We start from the raw sequence: 20853 nt of genomic DNA, 5'->3' as shown, positions 1-20853 counted from the left end.
GACGGCAGAATCCGCTTGCGATCCGTACAAGGAATTAGCACAACTGATTTCAAGGCGAGTCACCGAAACAATAGCATATAGAGCAGTTATCTCACACGATACGGCGCCTGACAATCAATTAACTGCAGGTTGGCGCAATCGGTGTTTCAGAAATAACTGCACTATCTTTGTCCTGCTGGAAGTTCGGATAACTACCGCATGGCCGCAACTGACCATACTCCGTCAAAAAATACAGTTTGATCTGGGGTTATGATCCAGGGATAAGGGCCGCTTAGGTACTTGGCGGCCTTGCAGGCACGTCAGGGGGTGCGCCGAGCCCCGGTACGACAAAATTTTTGGGGTATTTTGATACCTCAGCATATATTTTGGAAACCGGTGCAGAACAATGCCGGAGAGTTCCTTTAACCTGAATGTCTCATTGAGACCGGAAACTCGTGAAGCATCGGCGAAGCCGCGAATTAATTCAACTTCCTCTTGAGGCAAACGGGACAAACAGGACAAGTCTCTGAAACCAAGCGGTTTCCAACTGCCCTGTTCGTCGTCCGTTTACATGCAGAAGAGAACGGAAGGATCTTGTCAAACCAGCTCGAAGAGGTTGCGCGCGGTTATCGCCTCCTCATCGTAGAGGTCTTCGAAGGCGACCCCGTGCGCCTTGGCAAACTCCCCCCTCGCGGCGGAGAGGGGGGGGAGCCTGTAGTAGTACCCTCGTCTTTCACCTGAGGTTTCTCGCTCCCGGCGCACGCTCGGGGCAATCTTGGCAAGACGCTTGCCTATGGTCCTGGACCCCGGAGGATTTCCTTCGCCGCGGCGACCGCGAAACCATGATGAAAGAGCTGACTGAAGGTCGGCCGTGGCCATCTCGCCGCCATCCTCGCCCCAAAAAATGCCGTCCGGCAGTTGACCGGAAACAAGGATATCGAACCAGTATGCGTCTAGACCACCAAACCCGGACGCCTTCTGTTCGGCAAGGGCAGTATTCCTCGGTGCCAGACGAACGGCAGTTCTCAGATCCTGCCCATCCTCACGGCACCAGAAAAGCAGGTGATGCATCCAGGCTGCCAGTGTAGCCCGGTCCTTGATGCTCGCGTGAACCCGCTTGAAGTGCGCCACTTTCTTCGAGCGCCATTTCTCGTTTCTCGAGGAGGTGTCCGCCCAATGGTCCGGGACCTCGATGACGGCGTAGCGCCGTTCGTCCTCACCCGAGGCAGGCACCGCCCAATCGTCGTTTGTAGAGAGCATGAACCTCGAGAAATTCGGTGTCGTGTAGGCATCGATACCCTTCGGCTCGACCCGCAGGGTCTCTGAGGTGATGAGCCCCTGAAACTTCTTGGCCGCCCTCTTGTCCCCACCCCATGTTGCTTCTTCCAGATGCACGACCAGCGCCTGGACGAGCATGACATTGAACTTGCCGAGCACATCTTCGGGGCTTGTGGCGTAGGCATAATGGGCGCCGACAAGGGCACGCAGAGACAGAATTGCAGTGTCCTTGCCGACACCTTTCGGCCCCTTGAGCACGAGTGCGACGCCCGGCTTGTCGTCCGGGTACTGAACCAGATGAGCGAAGTGGGTCATGAGCAATTGGTAGCTGCACGAATCGCCACCACAGATATCCCGGAACAGAAAATCTGTCAGAACACTGGAATCGCCAGGTTCGGGATTGACGGGAAATCCTTGCCAGAAATTATAGGCTCCGCGCCGGATCTTGCCTGAGGGATCAAATGTAACCCCCTTTTCGTAGACTTCCCGATTGGGACTTGTGGCCCATTGTCCTGTGAGTCGCACACTGCCCGAGATCCAGTGGCTGTAGAGCTGCTGGAAGGCTGGCCAGGTTAGGAACGGCTTGCCTTCGGGCGCAGTCTCCTTGTCGAGAACCGCAAAGGCCGCACCGACGCGAACAGCGACATACCGGTCAAGAAGGAACTGCAGACGTTGATCGATGGGCGTGTTCGTTTCACGATCCCCGTCCCCCCCGTCAAGCAGGGATTGATCATACCATCCGTGGCGTCGCGCTTCGGCAAAGATCGTTGCGCCAGTACACGGCCTGCCACTTTTGCGCCCAAAGGATTTCCAGAGCTGCTCCGTGTGATCCGGGTCGTAATCGTGCCAACCCATCGACCATTTGTGGAACAGCTCAAGGCCTTCTTCGGATCCTTCGGTTTCGTAGTGAAGCGCGGCCCCGATCCTCAGCCACCACGAACGGGACTCGGCATCCGGGTTCGACGTATCATTCGGGATAGCCATCAGGGCCGAGCGCAAGCGGCGGGACAGTCCTTCCGGGACCTTCAAGATTTCGGATTTGTGCCCGTTGAAAAGGGCAACCAGTTGGTTCGGCCAGTCTGTAAGCTGGTCCCTGTTGTCACGCACATCCCAGACGAGCACTTCGTAAGTACCCATTTCCACAACGGCGCCAGGCGCAAGGACGTACCCGCCATCGGCGCGAACATCGATGCCGGGAGCGAGTTCCCCTTCACTGTTTCGAAGGCCACTATGGTGTTTGAAATAGTAATGCGTACCGCCACTGGGCGTGTCGACAAGGACTGGAGACAGGGCGCCGTTCGGGATCCTGAGTTTCCTGAGTTCCTCGAACCCGTCGCAATCCTTCTTTACGTCAATATCAAGGACGTCAAAACCGTTCTCTTCACCCGTCACAATGGCCGGAGCCGCGTCGGGAAATTTGTCGAACCATGCCCTGATCGTTTCTGCGTCGGTCGTCGCTCTCGCTGGCCAGTCCGTTATAAACGGGCTCTTTGCCTTTCGGATGTTTCCGCTCGGAGATATTTCAGTTTTGGTGCGCACGGGAATAATCTTGATCCCCGCAGCTGCGTGCGCGAGTGCGCACTCGAGATTGACGCGTTGCCTGACGCGCCTGTTCTTGTTATGTCGCATTGTGTGATCTCTTGGCTCATTCCGGAAACCGGCATGTGATAAATGTCAGAGAAAAGACGCCGCTCCGAATGCCCCTTGGAGCGGCGTTTTCGCGGAAGCTATCCCCGATTTGTGTCAGACCTTGCGCCATTCCCTTTCGGCGCGCTCCCGTTTTTCGGGCGGGATGAGATCCAGATTGATTGCGAGGCGGACGTGGATCATCTGGCCGCACAGCGAATAATGAGCCGGTGCTTCTTCAGCGGCCTCGCGACCGAAGATTTCGGCCGCCTCGATGCGTTGCCGGATCTCGATATCTACGATTGCTTCGAGGAAGCGACGCGCGCCCCCGTTGCGTTCCAGATCAGCCAGAGATTGCGTGTACATGTGCGCCCATTCAGGCGGGATCGGGGAATTTTCGAACATGAGAGATTTCCAGTGTGTTTTAGGTGAAGAGGGCCGTCAGTTGGTCCGCTCGAGCGCCCGGCGGGCTTTCTCTTCGACAAAGCAGTTCAGCCAAGCCTCGGGCAGAGCTGCGGCACGACGGCCAAGCTTGATCAGCGGGGGAAAGTCTCCGGCCGCAATCATCTCGTAGATCTGGGATCGGGAGAGGCCCGTACGCTCGAGAATCTCCGGCAGCCGCAGCAAACGGCCGTCCGGCGCACAATCGCGCCAGGGTTTGGTTGTTGTCCTGATGTTTTCCAAGAGTTTGCTCCTTTCGGGTTCGCAAGAGCTGCAACTGAGCTCATGCGGACCTTTCTGAAGCTCTTCGGACGACCGCGGTAGGAATTGCTCGAGACGGAAACGTATCGAGGTTTTCTTTCCAAGGTATATCAGCGCATTCCCATTATGGCAGAAAAGAACTCCGCGTGGATCATCCACTCGGGATCAGACCCGGTCCTGGCGCCGGGCTCCCCGTTTTCGTTCGACTTTCGTATTTCTTTCTTTGCTTTCTTGAGACCTTCACAAATGGCCGGACCGGTTTGCTCCAGCCAGAGCTTGTCGACTCGCTCCTGTGAGGTATTCCCCGTTACGCCAAGTGCTTTTGGTTCAACACAGCCTCTTGCTTCCTCGACCAGCGCCCTGACAAATCGAACCAGCGGCGAGGCATTGGCCGGCTCCTTCTCGTACCAGATCGTGGGAGCTGCACCGAAAGCTGCAGAAAACAGGCCAATAGTCCGTGGGTACAGTGAACTCTTCGACCCGGGTCGCGACTGCCTTTTCCCCATTTTCTGCAGACGTTCATTTGTGTCCACGAGCCAATTCCGCGTATCGATTTGCCAGGCAACCGGGGGCATGGGCGGATAAAGGTCGAGGTCACGAAGTTTTCGCGCCAGCTCCAGATAGTCGAAATAGGCCTTCTGAAGCCTTGCCAGCATTCTGCGTTGTCCCCTTGGATCTGCGGACAGGGCCGTGATACTGGCCTCCTGTACTAGATGGTTGAGAGCCGCTCTGAAGTTGTCGAGTTTGACATCCGCCCTGAGGTCCAGCCCAGTCGCGTCTTTGATCCGTGCGGCGGCATCAGGCCCCAATACCCCGGGTCCCTCTTGGTGCTGGCCATGCAAGAACTCAGTCATCCTTGTGCCCTTTCCCGGAACTGGTCCAGCTGATCTGCCCACCATTGCGCCATCTCGACGCGTTCGTCCCAGTGCTCCCCCCTTGCATAGGCCCTCCGGACGTCGTTCCCCTCGACATGACCAAGCGCACGCTCAATTGCATCCGGGTTCCATTTGCCGGATTCGTTGGCGATTGTCGAAAAGCTTGCCCGAAACCCGTGCGCCGTCATTTGCTCCCGGTCATAGCCGAGCCTGCGAAGTGCCAAATTGAGGGTGTTTTCCGAGATAGCTTTCCGCCAGTTCCGTGTGGACGGGAAGAGCAGACCGCTTTTCGTCCGAAACCGCTCCAGTTCCCTGAGGCGCTCCACAGCCTGACGCGGGAGCGGAACCCGATGCGGGCGGCGCATCTTGGTCCGGTCGGCCGGTACGCGCCAGACCCGTTCCTCAAGATCGAACTCATCCCACGCAGCAAGGCGTAGCTCCCCCGGCCTCGGTGCCACCAGTGCAAGGAGCTGAAGGGCAATAGCGGTCTTAGGCTCACCGGTATAATCGTCGATCTTCGCCAGCAGTTCACCGAACGCCTCCTTGTCTACAAGGGCCGAGCGATGACGCTTTTGAGGCCGGGCAAGAGCGCCCTTCAGCGCTGCCGTGGGATCGGCCGTCAGACGCCCTGTCGCAATCCCGTAGCGAAGGATCGAGCCGATTGTGGATCGCAGCCGGGTCGCGGTCTCGAACTTGCCCTCGGACTCGACGACACGCAGGCATGCCAGCACATCCTGTGCCTCGATCTGCTTGACCTCGAGATCGCCGAGCCGGGGCTCTGCGAGAGAAATCATCCATGCAAGCTTTCGCATGGTCTGACCGGCTCGCCCCTCGCGTTGAAGCTTTTCCACATATTCCGCCGCGAGATCAGAGAAAGAGATCCCCTCGTTCAGAAACTCTTCGCGACGCCGCTTCCGGCGTTCCGCGGACGGGTCGTAGCCATCGATGAGCAGAAGTTTTGCCTCGTCACGCTTTTCGCGAGCCAGCTTGAGCCCGACTAGCGGATACTTTCCGAGTGCGAGCAGCTTTTCCCGGCCGTTGAAGCGGTACTTGAAGCGCCACAACCGGGAACCATTCGGGTTCACAAGCAGGAACAGACCCTGCGAGTCACTGATCTTGAAGGGTTTTTCTCTTGGATCAAGATTGCGGATGGCAGTATCGGTAAGAGGCATGGGCACAACGGAATCGAATAATCTACACCCCGGATTATACCCCAATTTCTTTCGGCTGCCACCAGTTTTCCACAGACATCACTGGACTCCAATTCGTTAAATAACAACGAGTTGGATCGTGCTGGACATCTATGGAAGTAGGGATGGTGCCCGGGGGCGGAATCGAACCACCGACACGAGGATTTTCAATCCACTGCTCTACCCCTGAGCTACCCGGGCACGGGTGAACGGGCGCGCCGTTCGGGTTTCGGCTTTCTAGGCGAGGGCCACGCCACTGTCCAGTGGGTTTTTGCCACTTTTCAGTGGGGTTTCCCCGTGGCCGCGTTCTGCGCCTCTTCCAATGCGTCGGCGACCTCCTCGGCATCGTCCAACCGGCTGGACGGAATGGCATAATCGCCGCGCAGCCACGCGCCAAGGTCTCGGTTGGCACAGCGGTCGGAACAGAAGGGGCGGTATTTCTTCACCGTGTCTTCCCCGCAAATCGGGCAACTCATATCACACCTTTCGGCAGCGGCAGCCTGTCTCGCTTGCGTTGCAATTCATAATGCCCAAGCGGCGTCCAGCCAACAAGGGCCGTCTCCACCGTGTCGCGGCGGAACGCGGCGCGCAGGGCGGCCTCGAACGTCTTGCGGTCCTTCTTGGGCATGGGTGCCAGGTCCAGCACCACCTGCCCGCCCAGGCCCCGGACACGCAGCGCCCGCGGCAAGGCGCGCGCCGCGGCCATGTTGGCCTTCACGCTCGCCGCCGGGGACGTGTCGCCGCCTGCGTTCACGTCAACCGCCACCAGCGCCCGGGTCGGCTCGACATAGAGGCTGGCGCCGCCCGGCAAGTCCTCGCGCGGGCTGGCCAGCGCCTCGACCGCATCCAGCACGCCGTGATGCTCGAACGCCTGCCCGTCCTCGTCCCAGATCTCCGGCTCCGGCCAGTCGCGCCAGGCCAACTCGTGCGGCCCTGGCCCCTCGACCAGTTTCTCGGGCTTGCCGTTTGCATCCGCCATCACCGCGCGGGCCAACTCGGCCATGCGCGCCACGTCCTCGGCCACGGCGTCTTCGTCCGCGCCCGCGCAGGCCGAGCGCAGGATCAGGCCATTGTCATCGCCCGCCATCCCATCCTTGCCGATCAGCATCAATCGGTCCTGCAAGTCGTCATCGTGAATGGCCCGCGACACGTTGATCCCCGGCGCGCCGGGCGTCACGATGGCGTAGCGGCTCTTGAACAGAACCTTGGCGGTCACCGGAATCGCCTTGCCCGGCTCGGCATAGCCCGTGACCTGCACCAGTACCGTGCCGCCGGCGCTCATCCCCTTGACCTGGCGCAAAAATCCGTTGCCGTCGGGTGTGCGTACGAACAACCCGCCCTGGCCTTTCACCGGCCGCTCGATCACGGCGCGATAGATCGTGCCGGGGCGCGGCTGGTCATTGTCCACCAGCAGATCGGACAGCACGCCATCCTCCATCAGCGCCGCCGCCTCGAACTCGCCCAGTTGGCCCAGCGCCACCACGCGTCCCTTCATGTCTTTTCCTTCCAGACTGGATATCCCGCGGCCAAGAGCAGCCCCGCCGTTTCCTTCAGCGGCAAGCCCACGATGGCCGTGAACGAGCCCTGGATCCACGGGATGAACGCCCCCGCAGGCCCCTGGATGCCGTATCCCCCGGCCTTGCCCTGCCAGTCGCCGGTGCCAAGATAGAACGTGATCTCGTCGTCATCCAGCCGCTTCATCTTGACGTCACTGACCACGTCGCGCTCCCAAATGCGCGCGCCGCGGCGCACGGCCACCGCCGTGATCACCTTGTGCCGCCGCCCCGACATCTTGCGCAGGAAGTCCTCCGCCTCGCCTGCATCCTCGGGCTTGCCGAGGATGCGCCGGCCCAGCGCCACGGTCGTATCGGCAGAGAGCACGATATCGTCGGCCCCGGCCTCGACGGCCAGAGCCTTTTCCCGCGCCATCCGCATGCAATAGGGGCGCGGCAGTTCGGCCTTTTCGGGGGTTTCGTCAATGTCGGGCGGGCGCACGTCATCGGCGACGACGCCGATCTGCGCCAGCAGATCCCGGCGTCGCGGGCTGCCGGACCCCAGGATCAGTCTTGGCGGCTGCATCGTTCCGCTTCCATAACAGTCAACGGGGTGCGCACGCATTTCACCTCGGGTGAAACGCTTCCGCGCACGGCGCAAACCTGCGGTTCGCGCTACTTGAACCGATAATTGATCCGACCCTTGGTCAGATCGTAAGGTGTCATTTCCACCTGTACCTTGTCGCCTGCCAGAACACGGATGCGGTTCTTGCGCATCTTGCCTGCCGTATGGGCGATGATCTCATGGCCGTTCTCTAGCTCGACCCGAAATGTCGCATTCGGCAGGAGTTCCTTCACGACACCTGGAAATTCGAGCGTATCTTCCTTGGCCATGGTCTCTCCTTGGTTTCCGCCCTGCCGGTTGCAGGACAGGCGTCTAAATGGCCCCATTCCCCCGTCTTTTCAAGTCAAATATCATTGCAGCCGTTCAACTGTTGGGGCGCCGTCGCGTCCCGACTGCTCGGTCCAGTGGGCGCGGTTCAGCACCCCGCCATCCGCCCGCACCAGCGCGATTTTCTCCAGATTGACCTCGGCATAGGTCCAACCTGGCGCATCCAGTTCACCTGCGGCCAGCACGCCCGTGGGCGGAAAGCCAATGTCCGGCGGGCCAAAGACGCCGCCCGCGCCGGTGTTCACATCACAGACCTCGCACCACGCGGCAGGCCCCACCAGCGACGACATGGCGCTGACGCATTGCTGCTCCAGCGCGCGGGCCATGGCCCCGATCCGCACCCGCCAGTACCCGGCCAGCGTTTCGGTGCAGGACGGCACCAGCAGGATGTCCACGTCCTGCATCGCCCGGCCCAGCAGCGGGAATTCACTGTCATAACAGATCAGTACGCCGATCCGCCCCAGCGCGGTGTCAAACACCTTCAACGGCCCGCCGCCCACGCAATTCATAGGCTCCCGCTCCCAGCGCGTCATGATCTGCTTGTCCACCACGCCCTTGGCCCCGCCGGGGGCAAAGAACGCCGCGCGGTTCACCGGGCGCGGGCCAATCACGTCGTCATAGACCGGGGCCGAGCCGCCAAGGATATGCACGCCATACTTGCCCGCCAGAGTGGAATGCAGCGCGTCGGCCTCGGGCATCCGGTCCGAGACCGCCCGCAGCGACGGCTCCAGCTCCGCCGTCACCGCGCGCCCCGCCAAGGGCGCCAGCTCCATCGCCGCATATTCGGGAAAGACCAGCAGATCGGCCCCCTGCCCGGCGGCCTCGGCCACCCAGGCCTCGATCTTTTCGGCATAGGCGTCCCAGTTGTCGAACTCGTCCAGCGGATAGGCCGCAGTCGCAATCTTCATCTTATTCGCTTTCCCTGACAGGTTTCACCGGCATCCTAACGACCCGGCCGGTCAGGCGCCACTCAGACCGCTTCTCGCTCCACCGGCCGTTGCATCCGCACCGGGATCTCCCGCGCCAGCCGGATCAGGTGCGCCATATAGGGCTTGTCCGCCTCGTCCTCGCGGATCGCCGCATACAGCCGCTTGGTCAGGCCGGTCTTGGTCACGGGCCGCGTGACATACTCCGAACTTGTCCGTTGCTCCCGCAACACCCAGTCGGGCAGCACAGCCACGCCGCGATTCGACGCCACCAGCAGCAGGATCACCGCCGTAAGCTCGATCTGCCGCACCGCGCGCGGCTCCACCTTGACAGGCGTCAGAAGCTCGGTGAAGATATCCAGCCGCGAACGGTCCACCGGATAGGTAATCAGCGTCTCGTCGCGGAAATCATCCGCCTCGACGAAATCCTTGCCCGCCAGCACATGCTGGCTCGACGCGACAAACAAAGGCTCGTAATCGAACAGCGGCTGAAAGATCACGCCGTCCAGATCCTCGGGGTCCGACGACACCACCAGATCCACCTCTTCCTTCTGCAACGCCGGCAGCGCATCGAACGCAAGGCCAGGGCGAATGTCGATATCCACCTCCGCCCAGGTCTGGCGGAATCGCTCCAGCACCGGGAACAGCCATTCGAAACAGGCGTGGCATTCAATGGCGATATGCATCCGCCCGGCGCTGCCCTGCCGCAATCCGCTGAATTCCGCCTCCAGCGCCTCGACCTCGGGCAGCACTTTCTCGGCCACCCGCAACAGGCGCAGCCCCGCCGCCGACAGCTTCAGGGGTTTTGACCGCCGCACGAACAGCTCGACCCCCGCCTGATCCTCCAACCCCTTGATCTGGTGGGATAACGCGGACTGCGTGATGTGCAGCAGCTCCGCCGCACGGGCCAGACCCCCGGCCTGGTGAATGGCCCGGATCGTGCGCAAATGGCGAAAGTCGATATGCATGAATATTAGCCCACCTCATTCAAACCATGAATTTTATGAAGTTGTCTCACATACGCGCGCCTGCGACAAGGGTCCCAACACCCCATTGCAGGATACCCGTCATGAGCACACCCACCGTTTCCTTCGAATTCTTCCCGCCCAAATCGCTGGAGGCCTCGTTCCGCCTCTGGGACACCGTCCAGACCCTCGCGCCGCTCGATCCCAGCTTCGTCTCGGTCACCTACGGTGCCGGCGGCACCACCCGTGAACTCACCCGCGATGCCGTGGCCACGTTGCACAAATCCAGCGGCCTGAACGTCGCCGCCCACCTCACCTGCGTCGAGGCCACCCGCGAGGAGACCCTCGCCATCGCCCAGGACTTCGCCGATGCCGGCGTGAACGAGATCGTCGCCCTGCGCGGCGACCCGCCCAAGGGTGCGGACGGCTTCACGCCCCATCCCGAGGGCTTTGCCGACAGCTGCGAGCTGATCTCGGCGCTGGCCGACATGAACCGCTTCAAGATCCGCGTCGGCGCCTATCCCGAGGTGCACCCCGAGGCGGCGGATGCCCAGGCCAATATCGACTACCTGAAACGCAAGATCGACGCCGGCGCGTCCGAGGCGATTACCCAGTTCTTCTTCGACACCGAGGCGTTCTTCCGCTTTCGCGACGCCTGTGCCGCTGCGGGCATCGATGCACCCATCACCCCCGGCATCCTGCCGATCGAGAACTGGGCCGGCACCAAGCGGTTCGCCAACGCCTGCGGCACCAAGATCCCCGCTTGGCTCGACGAGGCGTTCACCAAGGCCGCCCGCGACGACCGTGAAACGCTGCTGGCCACCGCACTGGCCACAGAACTCTGCAGCGAACTGATCGAGGGCGGGTGCGAGCACCTGCATTTCTACACGCTGAACCGCCCCGAACTCACGCGCGACGTGTGTCACGCCCTGGGCATCACGCCCAAGGTCGCGCTGCGCGACGTCGCCTGAAGCCCGATCACTCACGATCCCTGTGACACTCCCCTCCCCGGGGCTGTCGCAACCGCCTGGCCCTGCCTTCCCCGCGAAGGCGGGGCTTTTTCGTGCACACCTGTCAGGCGCGCAGGTAATGCGACGCGTGCTTGACCCGTGCTCGAACGTCAGGTTCGAGTCCTTTGCGGACACGTGTGATCTATATCCCCGAGCGCCATCGAAGGGCCGCGGCGCGGCGATCCGACGGTAGTTCGGCAGCACTTTATCCAGATCAAATCCGAAACAGGATTGAGCGATGCGCCGAACATCACCCAATCGCCGGGCCGTGGGGGCGGCCCGTCGATGGCGCGGGGCCTGCGGCCTGTTTCCGCGCCGGGGCTGTAGATCAAACGTCTTTTATGTCCGCATTTCGGCCATTCATCTTTACCGCAGCGAATGTACGGTTCGAGTCCGTGAGTGACACTGGCGTCGAGCCCCCGGCCGGTTAACAGCCGCGATGCGGCCCGGCGATCGTCAGCCCCTCCCTTGGGCTGACGCTCGCCTCCCTCGTGAATGGCAGCTTTGTCCCGCACAGCCGACCTTTGCCAGGCACCGCGACATGAATCGCAAACCTTCTGCGCATCAAAACGCGGACCCTCCATCACAGCCACGACCTGCGAACGCCGTGGTGCTTTCATTCCCCGCCGCCGGGGCGGGCTTGCCACCCTCCCCGGCCCGAACTAGCGTGCCGCCATGACCGACACGCCCGCCCCCTTCACCGCCACATCGCTCGACCAGATGCCCGACATGGACGCGCTCCTGTCGCGCTCCGGCCTCGACTTCATGCGCGACATGATCGCGGGTCGCCTGACCGCGCCGCCCATCGGCGCCACGCTCGGCTTCACCGCGCTCTCTGCCGATCCCGGCCGCGTGGTGTTCGAAGGCACACCCGGCTTCGGCGCCCTCAATCCGATGCGCGGGGTCCATGGCGGCTGGTATGGCGCGATCCTCGACTCTTGCATGGCCTGCGCGGTGATGACCCTGCTGGACAAGGGCCAGGTCTACACGACGCTCGAGTACAAGGTGAACATCACCCGCGCCCTTCCGCTGGGCATGGCGGCGCTGGCCACTGGCACCACCCAGCATGGCGGCCGCCGCACCGCCACCGCGGTGGGCGAACTGCGCGGTAAGGAAGACGGCAAGCTCTACGCCACCGGCAGCACCACCTGCCTGATCATGGAAGCCGTCTGACCGCCCGCGCCAAATCTTTTTGCAACAAAAGATTTGGCAAAACTTTCCGAAAAGTTTTGTCCGCGCCTACACCACCGGCTGCGCATCCGGCGCGTCCGGCGCGCCGCGTCCCCGCACGCTTTCGTGCAGCCGCTCGGACGGGTCCTGACCCACCACCCGTGCCTTGCGGAACAGGAATATCTTGCCCCAGCCCCGCCATTTCCCGACCGAGGGCGCCAGCGCGTCCATCGGGTACCGCGCCCGCCAGCCGTCGGGCAACACCAGCCCATGCGCCTCGGCCCGCTCCAGCATCCAGACCAGCGGGATGTTCGACAAGGGCCGCGCCGCGTGAAACCCGTCCAGCTGTCCGCCCACATCGCCATGCGTCCCCCGGAACCAGACCTGCTCGACCCGGCCCTCGCCCGCGGTGCGGCCCGGCCCGGTTTCCCACATCACCGGCGCATAGACCTGCCGTGTCTCGTCCAGCGCCAGCGCGTGATAGCCGTGCCGGATATGCGGGCCCAGCGCGTGGCTGTGAAACGCGTTCTTTGGCGTCAGCAGCCGCCAGATCAGCGGCCCGGACCAGTCCAGCGCCTTCACCGTGTCCCACACGCCCACCATCTCGATCGGCGACGACGCGTGGCACAGCTCTCGGGTGAAATCGGCGGCCGCCACGCTCGTCGCCTCTTCGCGGTAATGGCGATAGGCCGTCTGCACCTGCCGCTCGGTCGCGTGTTCCGCCCGCAAAAGGCCGACGCGGTCGATCACCCCGGCCAGCGACCGCACCGCATAGGCCCCGCGCGAGAACCCGAACAGGAAAATCCGGTCGCCGGGGCGATAGCGCGACGCAAGATAGCCGTAGGCCCGCCGGATCTGCCGGTTGATCCCGCGCCCCAGCATCACGTCGCCGGTGCGCCGCCAGTCCGGCCACTGCACCCCCGGCTCGTAATAGAGCGACATGCCCGCGCCCACCGCCTCGTTCAACAGCTTGAAGGTCAGGCCCGCATTGCTCTCGAACCCCGAATCGAGCGACGACATCGTGCCGTCGAGAATGATCACATGCGTCACCGCCCCGCGCGGGCCATGCTTGATCCGCGCCCGCTCGCCACGGGTCAGGCCAAAAAGCCGCCGGACGGCCCGGCTAACGCGTTTCGTCCAGCTCATTTCCGCTCAACATCATCCAGACCCGGTGCGGCGTAAAGGGCATGTCGGCCCGGCGCACGCCCCGGTCGTGCAGCGCATCGAACACCGCGTTCGCCGTGGCGGCCATCGCCCCCACGGTCCCGGCCTCGCCGCAGCCTTTCATGCCCATGACATTCGTGGTCGACGGCACCGGCTCGGTGTCGAAGCCGATCATCGGCACGTTGTCCGCCCGCGGCATCGCGTAATCCATGAAGCTCGCGGTCAGTAATTGCCCGTCCGCGTCATACACCACCCGTTCGCACAGCGCCTGGCCGATGCCCTGCGCCACGCCACCATGGATCTGGCCTTCGACCAGCATCGGGTTGATCAGGGTCCCGAAATCGTCGACCACCGTGTAGCGCGCCACAGTGACTGCACCCGTCTCGGGGTCGACTTCCACCTCGCAGACATGCGCACCGTTGGGAAAGGACCGCGCCTCCAGATCCGCGCGCTTCTTGTGGTTCAGCAAATCCTCGCGCCCGTCCGCCCGCGCCCAGGCGGCGGCCTCCAGCAGGGTCGGCGTCTGGTTCGATCCCGGCGCGCGGAACGTCTCGTGGTCGAACTCCACCGCGTCGGCATCGACGCCCATCTTCGCGGCCAGGTAGGGCCGGAACGCGTCCACCACCGCGTCCACCGTCACCAGCGTCACGTTGTTCTGCACCGTGACCGAGCGTGACCCGCCCGTGCCGCCCCCCTGCGCGATCCGGTCGGTGTCGCCGGCCACGATCTTGATACGCTCCACCGGCACGCCGGTCTGGTCGCTCAGGAACTGCGCATAGACGCTCTCATGCCCCTGCCCGTTGGAAATCGTGCCGACGTATAGCCGCACGCCCTCGTCGGTGAACTCGATCTGCGCGCCCTCCGCCGGGTCGCCCAGAATGCTCTCGATATAGAAACACAAGCCCATCCCCCGCAGCCTGCCCCGCGCCTCGCTCTCCCTGCGCCTCGCCGCGAACCCGTCCTGGTCCGCGTGCGCCGCGACACTGTCCAGCACCCGCGCGAAATCGCCCACGTCATAGGTCTCGCCAAAGGCGGTGGTATAAGGAAACTGCTCGGGCCGGATGAAATTCCGCCGGTGCAGCTCCCACACATCCACGCCCAATTCCCGCGCCGCATGGTCCATCATCCGCTCCAGCGCATAGATCGCCTCGGGCCGCCCCGCCCCGCGATAGGCATCGACCGGCGTGGTGTTGGTGTAAAACCCCTCGACATGCAGGTACGCCGCGCGGATATCAAAGACCCCCATCATCACCTTGGCAAAGAGGTTGGTCTGGATGTTCTGCGCCAGCGGGCTGTTATAAGCCCCAAGATTCATCGCGGTGTCCACGCGGTAGGCCGTGATCCGCAGATCCTCGTCGAGCCCCATCACCAGCTCATGGCAAAGGTCCCGCGCGCCCGTGTCCGACAGCATTCCTTCCGTCCGGTCCGCCACCCAGGCCACGGGGGCCTCCAGCATCCGTGCCGCCTGGCCCACCAGCAGGGTCTCGGGATAGTCCGGCGCCTTGGTACCGAAACCGCCGCCAACATCCGGGATGCAGACCCGGATATCGTCCGCGTCCATCTTCAGGATGCGTGCGGCGTGCGCCTTGGTGTTCCAGACATTCTGCCCGCCATAGGCAATGTGCAGACGGCCCTCCTCCATCTGCGCCAGCACGCTGCGGGTCTCCATCGGGTTGGAAATCACCCGGTTAACTTCCAGCGCCATCCGCACCACATGCGCCGACCCGGCCAGCGCGGCCTCCACCGCGTCCGCGTCCCCCATGCCGAAATCGAACGCCCGGTTGTCCGGCGCTTCTTCATGCAGCGTCTGCCCGCCCGGCGCGCGCTCCAGATGCACAGGCAGGCTGTCATACTCCACCTCGATCAGCTCCGCCGCATCCCGCGCCGCGTCCAGGCTGTCGGCCACCACCAGCGCGATCGCCTCGCCGACAAAGCGCACGCGCCCTTCGGCCAGCAGGGGGCGTCTCGGCGCGGCCCCCATGCTGCCGTCCCGGTTTTCCACCAAAAGCGCCGGCATCCCGTCGGTGATCCCCGCCGCCGACAGGTCGTCCGCCGTCAGCACAAGGCGCACGCCGTCCGCCTCGCGCGCCGCCCGCGCATCAACCGATATGTCCGCATGTGCCTCGACCGACCGCAGCACATAGGCGCGCAAGCATCCCTTGGGCCACAAATCGGACGTGTACCGCCCGGCCCCCGTCAGAAACCGCCGGTCCTCGATCCGGCTCACGGGGCGCGAGCGGCCGAACTTGGCCATGCGCTGCTCGGTCATGTGGGACACCTTTACGCGGGAAATCTACCGCGACCCTAACGCCCGACGGCGCGGTGTCCACCCCCGATCAGATCAGCCGCGCCACCGTCACCGGGCCCTCGGGACCGTAGCCGTTGAACCGCGTCGCCAGCGCCCGCGAATAGGCCCCCATCCCCTCGAACAGCACGTAATCGCCCTCGACCACGTCGCCCGGCAGCGCCAGCGGATCGGGCAGCCGGTCCAGGCTGTCGCAGGTCGGCCCGAACACCACCCGCGCCACAGGCGCGCCCGCGCGCGGTCGCCCGTCCGGGCCGACCACTCGCACCCGCGTCAGCGCGTCGATATCCCGCGCCTCGGCCAGCGCGCCGTAAATGCCGTCGTTCAGGAAAAGACTGCCGTCCGGGCGCACCGCCTTGACCCGCGCGGCCAGCGTGAACGCCTCGGCCACCATCGCCCGCCCCGGCTCGCAGACCAGGCGGGGCGGCACGTCGAATACCGAGGCCGTCACCTCCGCCACATGATCGAAGATCGCCTCCAGGTCCGGTGCCACGCCCGAGCGATGCGCGGCAAACCCGCCGCCCACGTTCAGCCGATCCAGCGTCACACCGGCGGCCCGCGCCACCTCCGCGCTCGCGCGGACATACGCGCCCCACGCACCGGGATCGGCGCATTGCGTGCCGGGATGAAAGCAGATGCCGGGGCGGAACCCCATCTCACAGACCTTCCGCAGCAGCCCCGCCGCGGCGTCGGGCCCGGCCCCGAACTTCGCCCCGAAATCATAGGCGGCACCCTTGACCGGCAGCGCCAGCCGCACCGTCACCTCCATGTCGCGCGGCAGGCCCGCCAGCTTGTCCAGCTCCACCGCGCAATCGACCGAAGCAGACGCCACGCCCATCTTCGCGGCCATCTCGACCTCGGCCACCGACCGCACCGGGTTGTTGTAATGCAGAACTGCATCCGGCGTGGCCGCGCGCACCGCCCGCATCTCCGCCGGGCTCGCGACGTCGAAGGCCCGCACACCGGCAGCGGCCAGGTTCGCCAGCACCTCCTCGCCGGGGTTGGCCTTGACCGCATAGGTCACCAGCCCGTCAAAGCCCTTCAGGAACCGCCGCGCGGTGGCCTGCAAGACCTCGGGACTGAAATAAAGCACGGGCGCATCGGGTTTCTGTCGCGTTAAATGCGCCTCGGGCGTGTCCCACGGGGAGGTCTGGTGTTGCATGGCTCTGCCTCTCGGGTCGTCTTTTTCATAGTGTGCCGCGAAACGTGGTGATTTTGTCCGGGCAGATTGCACGTTATGCAGTATCATTTCGGCAAAACGCCGAGGGAATCATGCAAACAGACGAACTTGACGAGGCTCTGATCGCGCTCCTGCAGGAAAACGCCCGGATGCCCGTGGCCACGCTCGCCCGGCGTCTGGGCCTGGCGCGCACCACCGTGCAGGCCCGGCTGGACCGGCTGGAAACCTCCGGCATCATCCTGGGCTACACCCTGCGCCTCAACGCCGCGCGCCGCGCGCCCCTGCGCGCCACGGCCCTTGTCCAGATCGAGGCGCGCAGCCAGCCCGCGGTGCTGTCGCGCCTGAAATCCCTGCCCGGCGTGCGCCGCGTGCATACCACCTCCGGGCGCTTCGACCTTATCGTCACGCTCGAAGCCGAAACGACCGAAGAGCTTGACGACACGCTCGACCGCATCGGCGACGCCAAGGGCGTGCGCGGCTCGGAATCGCTCATCCACCTCGCCACCAAGCTCGACCGCAGCGGCTAGGCGCGCGCCGTCCCGGGCCTGACCCGGGACCTCCCCCGCGCACCGAATCAACGCCGCGGGCCCGCCCGCAAACCCGCTCTACCGCGCCCGAGGCCGCGCCGCCGCATCCTACCCCCGGCACGCCCGTCCACCCGCACGCGCGCGCCGCCACAAAGCTGCCTGATTGTGTCCCGAAACCCGTACGACCTTGGTCGGACGACCTTCCGACGATGGGGTCGTAAAGCCCCCCACCGACCGAGGGAGGATTTCGCATTCTCCCGTCACGGCGCAATGTCGCCTCACATCAGGGTCGTACCGGCCCACACCCACAAACCTGTTCAAACCTTTTGAGAGTGAGACACGACCATGACCATCGCACGCACATCCATCAAGACCATCGCCCGCGCCTTCGCCCGTGACGAGGACGGCGCCACCGCCATCGAATACGGCCTCTTCGCCGCGCTTGTCGGCGCCGTGATCGTCGGCACCATCGCCACGCTCGGCGGCCAGACCAACACCGGCTTCACCACCATGAGCGACGAGCTGACCGCCCAGGGCATCGACGCGCCGACCAACTAGGTCGCGCGCGTCCCGCCGGGACGGCCCGCGCCGCCCCGGCGGGACGCCCTGCTGCCTCGTCCCACCTGTTCTACCCGCCAACCGGAGACCGCCCCCATGCCCTTCGATACCCAAGACGGTATTGCCCCCGCGCTTCAGGCCTATGTCTGCACCGATACCGGCGCCGCCACGGCCCGTGCCGTGCTGGCCGAGAGCGGCCAGGTGGCCAAGGCGATCCACGGCGGCGGGCTCAGCGGCGCGGCGCGGCTTCTGACCGACGCCTCGCCGGTGAAATGCATCCTGGCCGAGATGGGGCAGATCAGCCTGCCCATGGCCACCGAATGCGTCGAGGAACTGGCCCGCGTCGGCATCGACGTGATCGTGCTGGGCGCCGTCGACGACATCGCCACCTACCGCGCCCTGCGCCAGGCCGGCGCGCGCGACTATTTCTGCCTGCCCGCCGACGCGTCCGACATCTTGGCGGCCACCACCGCGCCTTCGCCCGGCCCTGCCGCCGCTCCGGCCAGCCCCGCGCCCGAGGCGCTTCGCGGTTTGACCATCGGCGTCCTGGGCTGCAAGGGCGGCACCGGCGCCAGCCTGCTGGCGCAGAACCTTGCCGCCCACGCCGCCGCCCCCAAAGGCCCCAACCGGGCAACCGCGCTGGTGGATACCGATCTGGAATTCGGCAGCCAGGCCATCGACCTCGACCGGGACGAAACCCGCGGTCTCTTCGATGCCCTGCGCGCCCCCGACCGGGTCGACAGCACCTTTATCGGCGCCACCATGGACCGGATCAGCGACACGCTCTCGCTTTATTCCGGCCAGGTCCGCGGCGACCAGACCGCCGCCGCCTACGAGCCCGGCATCGCCGCCCTTCTGCCCCGCCTGCGCGAGGCGTTCGACACCGTCATCGCCGACCTGCCCCGCGGCCTGATACTGCGCCAGCCCGAGGTGATCGGCACGCTCGACCGGCTGGTGCTGGTGGTGCCCGCGGGCTTTGCCGGGGTCAACGCCGCCAGCCGCCTTCTGGCCCAGATCCGCGCCGACCATCCCGACCTGCCGATCCTCGCCGTGCTGTCGGACACGCTCAAGGATGCGGGCCTGCGCCCCAAGGACATCGCAAAGACGCTTCAGATGCCGCTGATCGCCACGCTGCCCTGCTGCGCCCCGGCGCTGGCCCGCGCGCACAAGGCCGCCAAACCGCTCGTCACTCTGCAACCACGCGCGCCCTGGTCCCGCGCCGTGCGCGCCGTCTTCGACGCCGCCACGCAACCGGCCAGCGCCGCCTCGGCCCTGCGCAAACCCCGCAAAAGACTGTTCGGATGAAACACGAGGTCATCGAGCATCGCAATCGCGAGGCCCTCGACCGGGTGCTGCACATCGCGCGCCGGATCGACGCCGACGGGCTGTCGATATCCGAAAAGGTCAACACCGCGCTCACCTTCGTGGTCGAGGCCGCCGACACGCCGATCCCGCTGTCCGAGCAACGCGCGCTTCTGGCCCGCGCCGTGGCCGAACTGGGCGGCGACGCACCGGTGCCCGCCACGCCTGCGCCTGAGCGTCCGACCGCGCCGCATGCGCCCGCAAAGGCGCAAACCCCCGCGAGCGTCCAGACGCCCCCCTCCGCCGATCCGGCCCCGCGCGCGCGTTCCGCGCCCGAGCCGAAACTTCCCGCGCTGGTCGAGTCCGTCAGCGCCGGGTCCGCGTCCGGCTCTGACATCTCGGCCCTGGCGGGCGAGATGATCCAGGCGCTCTCGGACGTGCTCGACTTCACCGAAGTCGCCGGCCTGCCCCGCTCCGAGCAGGAAAGCCGCATCCAGGACGCGATCCACGGCATCTCCGAACAGCGCAAGATGCACCTCAACGGACGCGAGGTCGCCGACCTCGTGCAGGCCGTGCTGGCCGACATGCTGGGCCTCGGCCCGCTGGAACGCCTGCTGGCCGATGAAACCGTCACCGACATCATGGTCAACGGCCCCGACCGCGTCTATGCCGAACGCCGCGGCCGGCTGGAACTGACCGCGATCCGGTTTCGCGACAACGCCCATGTCCACGCCGTCGCCAGCCGCATGGTCGCCGCCGTGGGCCGCCGCATCGACGAGGCGCAGCCGATGGTCGATGCCCGCCTCAAGGACGGCAGCCGCGTCAACGTCGCCATTCCGCCCCTGGCCATCGACGGCCCCACCATTACCATCCGCAAGTTTCCCGCCGCGCCCATGAAGCTGGAAACGCTGGTGGCCAACGGCTCGCTGTCGGAACAGATGGCGGGCTTTCTGGGGCTTGCCGCCCACCTGCGGCTCAACATTCTGGTCTCGGGCGGCACCGGCTCGGGCAAGACCACGCTGATGAATGCGCTGTCGGCCTTCATCCCCGCCACCGAACGGCTGGTCACCATCGAGGACGCCGCCGAACTGCGCTTCCAGCAGCCGCATGTCGTCCGGTTCGAAACCCGCCCCCCCAATGTCGAGGGCAAGGGCGAGGTCACCATGCGCACGCTGGTGCGCAACGCGCTGCGGATGCGTCCCGACCGCATCATCATCGGCGAGATTCGCGGCGACGAGGTTCTGGACCTTCTGCAAGCCATGAACACCGGCCATGACGGCTCGATGAGCACCCTGCACGCCAACTCCCCGCGCGAGGCGATGACCCGGATCGAAAGCATGGCGGCGCTTGCCGGGTTCGACATGGCCTCGGGCGTGGTCCGCCGCCAGCTGGCCGATGCCGTGCAACTGGTGATCCAGATCTCGCGGATGCGCGACGGCACCCGCCGCATCACCTCGATCTCCGAGGTCGCCGGTCTCGAAGGCGACGTCGTCACCCTCCAGGATCTCTTCACCTTCGAGACCGACCCCGACAGCACCCGCAACGAGGTCCGCGGCAGCTATCGCTATTCCGGCTATCGCCCCAATTTCGCCCGCCGTGCGGCCGATTACGGCGTGTCCGAAGACCTCGACGCGGTTCTCGGAGGATAACC

At 64.8% G+C, this 20853-nt stretch carries 20 protein-coding genes and 1 tRNA gene; 6 read left to right on the top strand and 15 right to left on the bottom strand.

What is annotated here, in order from left to right:
* Window positions 1–576: 576 nt before the first annotated feature.
* From XM53_RS16390 to XM53_RS16335, 12 genes are all read right to left on the bottom strand, one after another.
* Complete coding sequence (locus XM53_RS16390; protein WP_057795258.1) at window positions 577–2886, bottom strand: bifunctional DNA primase/polymerase; 2310 nt, start codon at window positions 2884–2886, stop codon at window positions 577–579.
* Window positions 2887–3000: 114 nt separating this feature from the next.
* A complete protein-coding gene (locus XM53_RS16385; protein WP_057795256.1) occupies window positions 3001–3288 on the bottom strand; it encodes a hypothetical protein in 288 nt (95 codons plus the stop codon).
* 36 nt (window positions 3289–3324) lie between these two features.
* Window positions 3325–3567, bottom strand: coding sequence for a helix-turn-helix transcriptional regulator (locus XM53_RS16380; protein ID WP_057795254.1), 243 nt, complete (start codon window positions 3565–3567; stop codon window positions 3325–3327).
* Between the two features lie 128 nt (window positions 3568–3695).
* Window positions 3696–4439, bottom strand: a complete 744-nt coding sequence (locus XM53_RS16375; protein WP_057795252.1) for a hypothetical protein — start codon at window positions 4437–4439, stop codon at window positions 3696–3698.
* A complete protein-coding gene (locus XM53_RS16370; RefSeq protein WP_057795310.1) occupies window positions 4436–5632 on the bottom strand; it encodes a tyrosine-type recombinase/integrase in 1197 nt (398 codons plus the stop codon). The genes XM53_RS16375 and XM53_RS16370 overlap by 4 nt, the downstream gene beginning before the upstream one ends.
* Before the next feature lie 144 nt (window positions 5633–5776).
* Window positions 5777–5851, bottom strand: a tRNA-Phe gene (locus tag XM53_RS16365).
* An 80-nt stretch (window positions 5852–5931) separates the two neighbouring features.
* Window positions 5932–6126: a DNA gyrase inhibitor YacG gene (locus XM53_RS16360; RefSeq protein ID WP_057795250.1), complete on the bottom strand. Its 195-nt coding sequence runs from the start codon at window positions 6124–6126 to the stop codon at window positions 5932–5934.
* Window positions 6123–7145 carry a ribonuclease E/G gene (locus tag XM53_RS16355; RefSeq protein ID WP_057795248.1) on the bottom strand — a complete coding sequence of 341 codons (1023 nt, stop codon included), beginning with the start codon at window positions 7143–7145 and terminating at the stop codon, window positions 6123–6125. The genes XM53_RS16360 and XM53_RS16355 overlap by 4 nt, the downstream gene beginning before the upstream one ends.
* Window positions 7142–7729, bottom strand: coding sequence for a Maf family protein (locus tag XM53_RS16350; RefSeq protein ID WP_057795246.1), 588 nt, complete (start codon window positions 7727–7729; stop codon window positions 7142–7144). The genes XM53_RS16355 and XM53_RS16350 overlap by 4 nt, the downstream gene beginning before the upstream one ends.
* A gap of 89 nt (window positions 7730–7818) precedes the next feature.
* Complete coding sequence (infA, locus tag XM53_RS16345; RefSeq protein WP_005978431.1) at window positions 7819–8037, bottom strand: translation initiation factor IF-1; 219 nt, start codon at window positions 8035–8037, stop codon at window positions 7819–7821.
* Between the two features lie 81 nt (window positions 8038–8118).
* Entirely contained in the window at window positions 8119–9003 is an 885-nt protein-coding gene (locus XM53_RS16340) for a carbon-nitrogen hydrolase family protein (RefSeq protein WP_057795244.1), read from the bottom strand.
* A 62-nt stretch (window positions 9004–9065) separates the two neighbouring features.
* Window positions 9066–9989, bottom strand: coding sequence for a LysR family transcriptional regulator (locus XM53_RS16335; RefSeq protein WP_057795242.1), 924 nt, complete (start codon window positions 9987–9989; stop codon window positions 9066–9068).
* Window positions 9990–10090: 101 nt separating this feature from the next.
* Between XM53_RS16335 and metF the strand changes: the two genes are divergently transcribed.
* Window positions 10091–10957, top strand: coding sequence for a methylenetetrahydrofolate reductase [NAD(P)H] (gene metF, locus XM53_RS16330; RefSeq protein WP_057795240.1), 867 nt, complete (start codon window positions 10091–10093; stop codon window positions 10955–10957).
* Between the two features lie 714 nt (window positions 10958–11671).
* On the top strand, window positions 11672–12169 hold the full coding sequence (locus XM53_RS16325) for a PaaI family thioesterase (protein WP_057795237.1): 498 nt from the start codon (window positions 11672–11674) through the stop codon (window positions 12167–12169).
* A 66-nt stretch (window positions 12170–12235) separates the two neighbouring features.
* On the opposite strand, the gene XM53_RS16320 is transcribed toward XM53_RS16325, so the two are convergent.
* The 3 genes from XM53_RS16320 to XM53_RS16310 all read right to left on the bottom strand — a co-directional run bounded on the left by XM53_RS16320 (window position 12236) and on the right by XM53_RS16310 (window position 16797).
* Window positions 12236–13312 carry a DUF2235 domain-containing protein gene (locus XM53_RS16320; protein ID WP_057795235.1) on the bottom strand — a complete coding sequence of 359 codons (1077 nt, stop codon included), beginning with the start codon at window positions 13310–13312 and terminating at the stop codon, window positions 12236–12238.
* On the bottom strand, window positions 13290–15584 hold the full coding sequence (locus tag XM53_RS16315) for a xanthine dehydrogenase family protein molybdopterin-binding subunit (RefSeq protein ID WP_057795309.1): 2295 nt from the start codon (window positions 15582–15584) through the stop codon (window positions 13290–13292). Before XM53_RS16315 ends, XM53_RS16320 begins: the two co-directional genes overlap by 23 nt.
* Before the next feature lie 82 nt (window positions 15585–15666).
* Complete coding sequence (locus XM53_RS16310) at window positions 15667–16797, bottom strand: type III PLP-dependent enzyme (protein ID WP_057795234.1); 1131 nt, start codon at window positions 16795–16797, stop codon at window positions 15667–15669.
* Between the two features lie 110 nt (window positions 16798–16907).
* Here XM53_RS16310 and XM53_RS16305 point away from each other — a divergent pair, with 110 nt between their 5' ends.
* The 4 genes from XM53_RS16305 to XM53_RS16290 all read left to right on the top strand — a co-directional run bounded on the left by XM53_RS16305 (window position 16908) and on the right by XM53_RS16290 (window position 20851).
* The gene (locus tag XM53_RS16305) at window positions 16908–17342 is read left to right on the top strand and encodes an Lrp/AsnC family transcriptional regulator (protein WP_057795232.1); all 435 of its coding nucleotides are present in this window, start codon (window positions 16908–16910) and stop codon (window positions 17340–17342) included.
* A gap of 345 nt (window positions 17343–17687) precedes the next feature.
* Window positions 17688–17900 carry a Flp family type IVb pilin gene (locus XM53_RS16300; protein WP_057795230.1) on the top strand — a complete coding sequence of 71 codons (213 nt, stop codon included), beginning with the start codon at window positions 17688–17690 and terminating at the stop codon, window positions 17898–17900.
* 96 nt (window positions 17901–17996) lie between these two features.
* Window positions 17997–19205, top strand: coding sequence for an AAA family ATPase (locus XM53_RS16295; protein WP_057795229.1), 1209 nt, complete (start codon window positions 17997–17999; stop codon window positions 19203–19205).
* On the top strand, window positions 19202–20851 hold the full coding sequence (locus XM53_RS16290) for a CpaF family protein (protein WP_082631058.1): 1650 nt from the start codon (window positions 19202–19204) through the stop codon (window positions 20849–20851). The genes XM53_RS16295 and XM53_RS16290 overlap by 4 nt, the downstream gene beginning before the upstream one ends.
* The last annotated feature ends 2 nt before the right edge of the window (window positions 20852–20853 follow it).

The sequence above is a fragment of the Roseovarius atlanticus genome, assembly GCF_001441615.1.
In the GTDB taxonomy this organism is placed as follows: Bacteria; Pseudomonadota; Alphaproteobacteria; order Rhodobacterales; family Rhodobacteraceae; genus Roseovarius; species Roseovarius atlanticus.
Note: the sequence above shows the minus strand (reverse complement) of the source record. Positions and strands in the feature narration are given on the sequence as shown.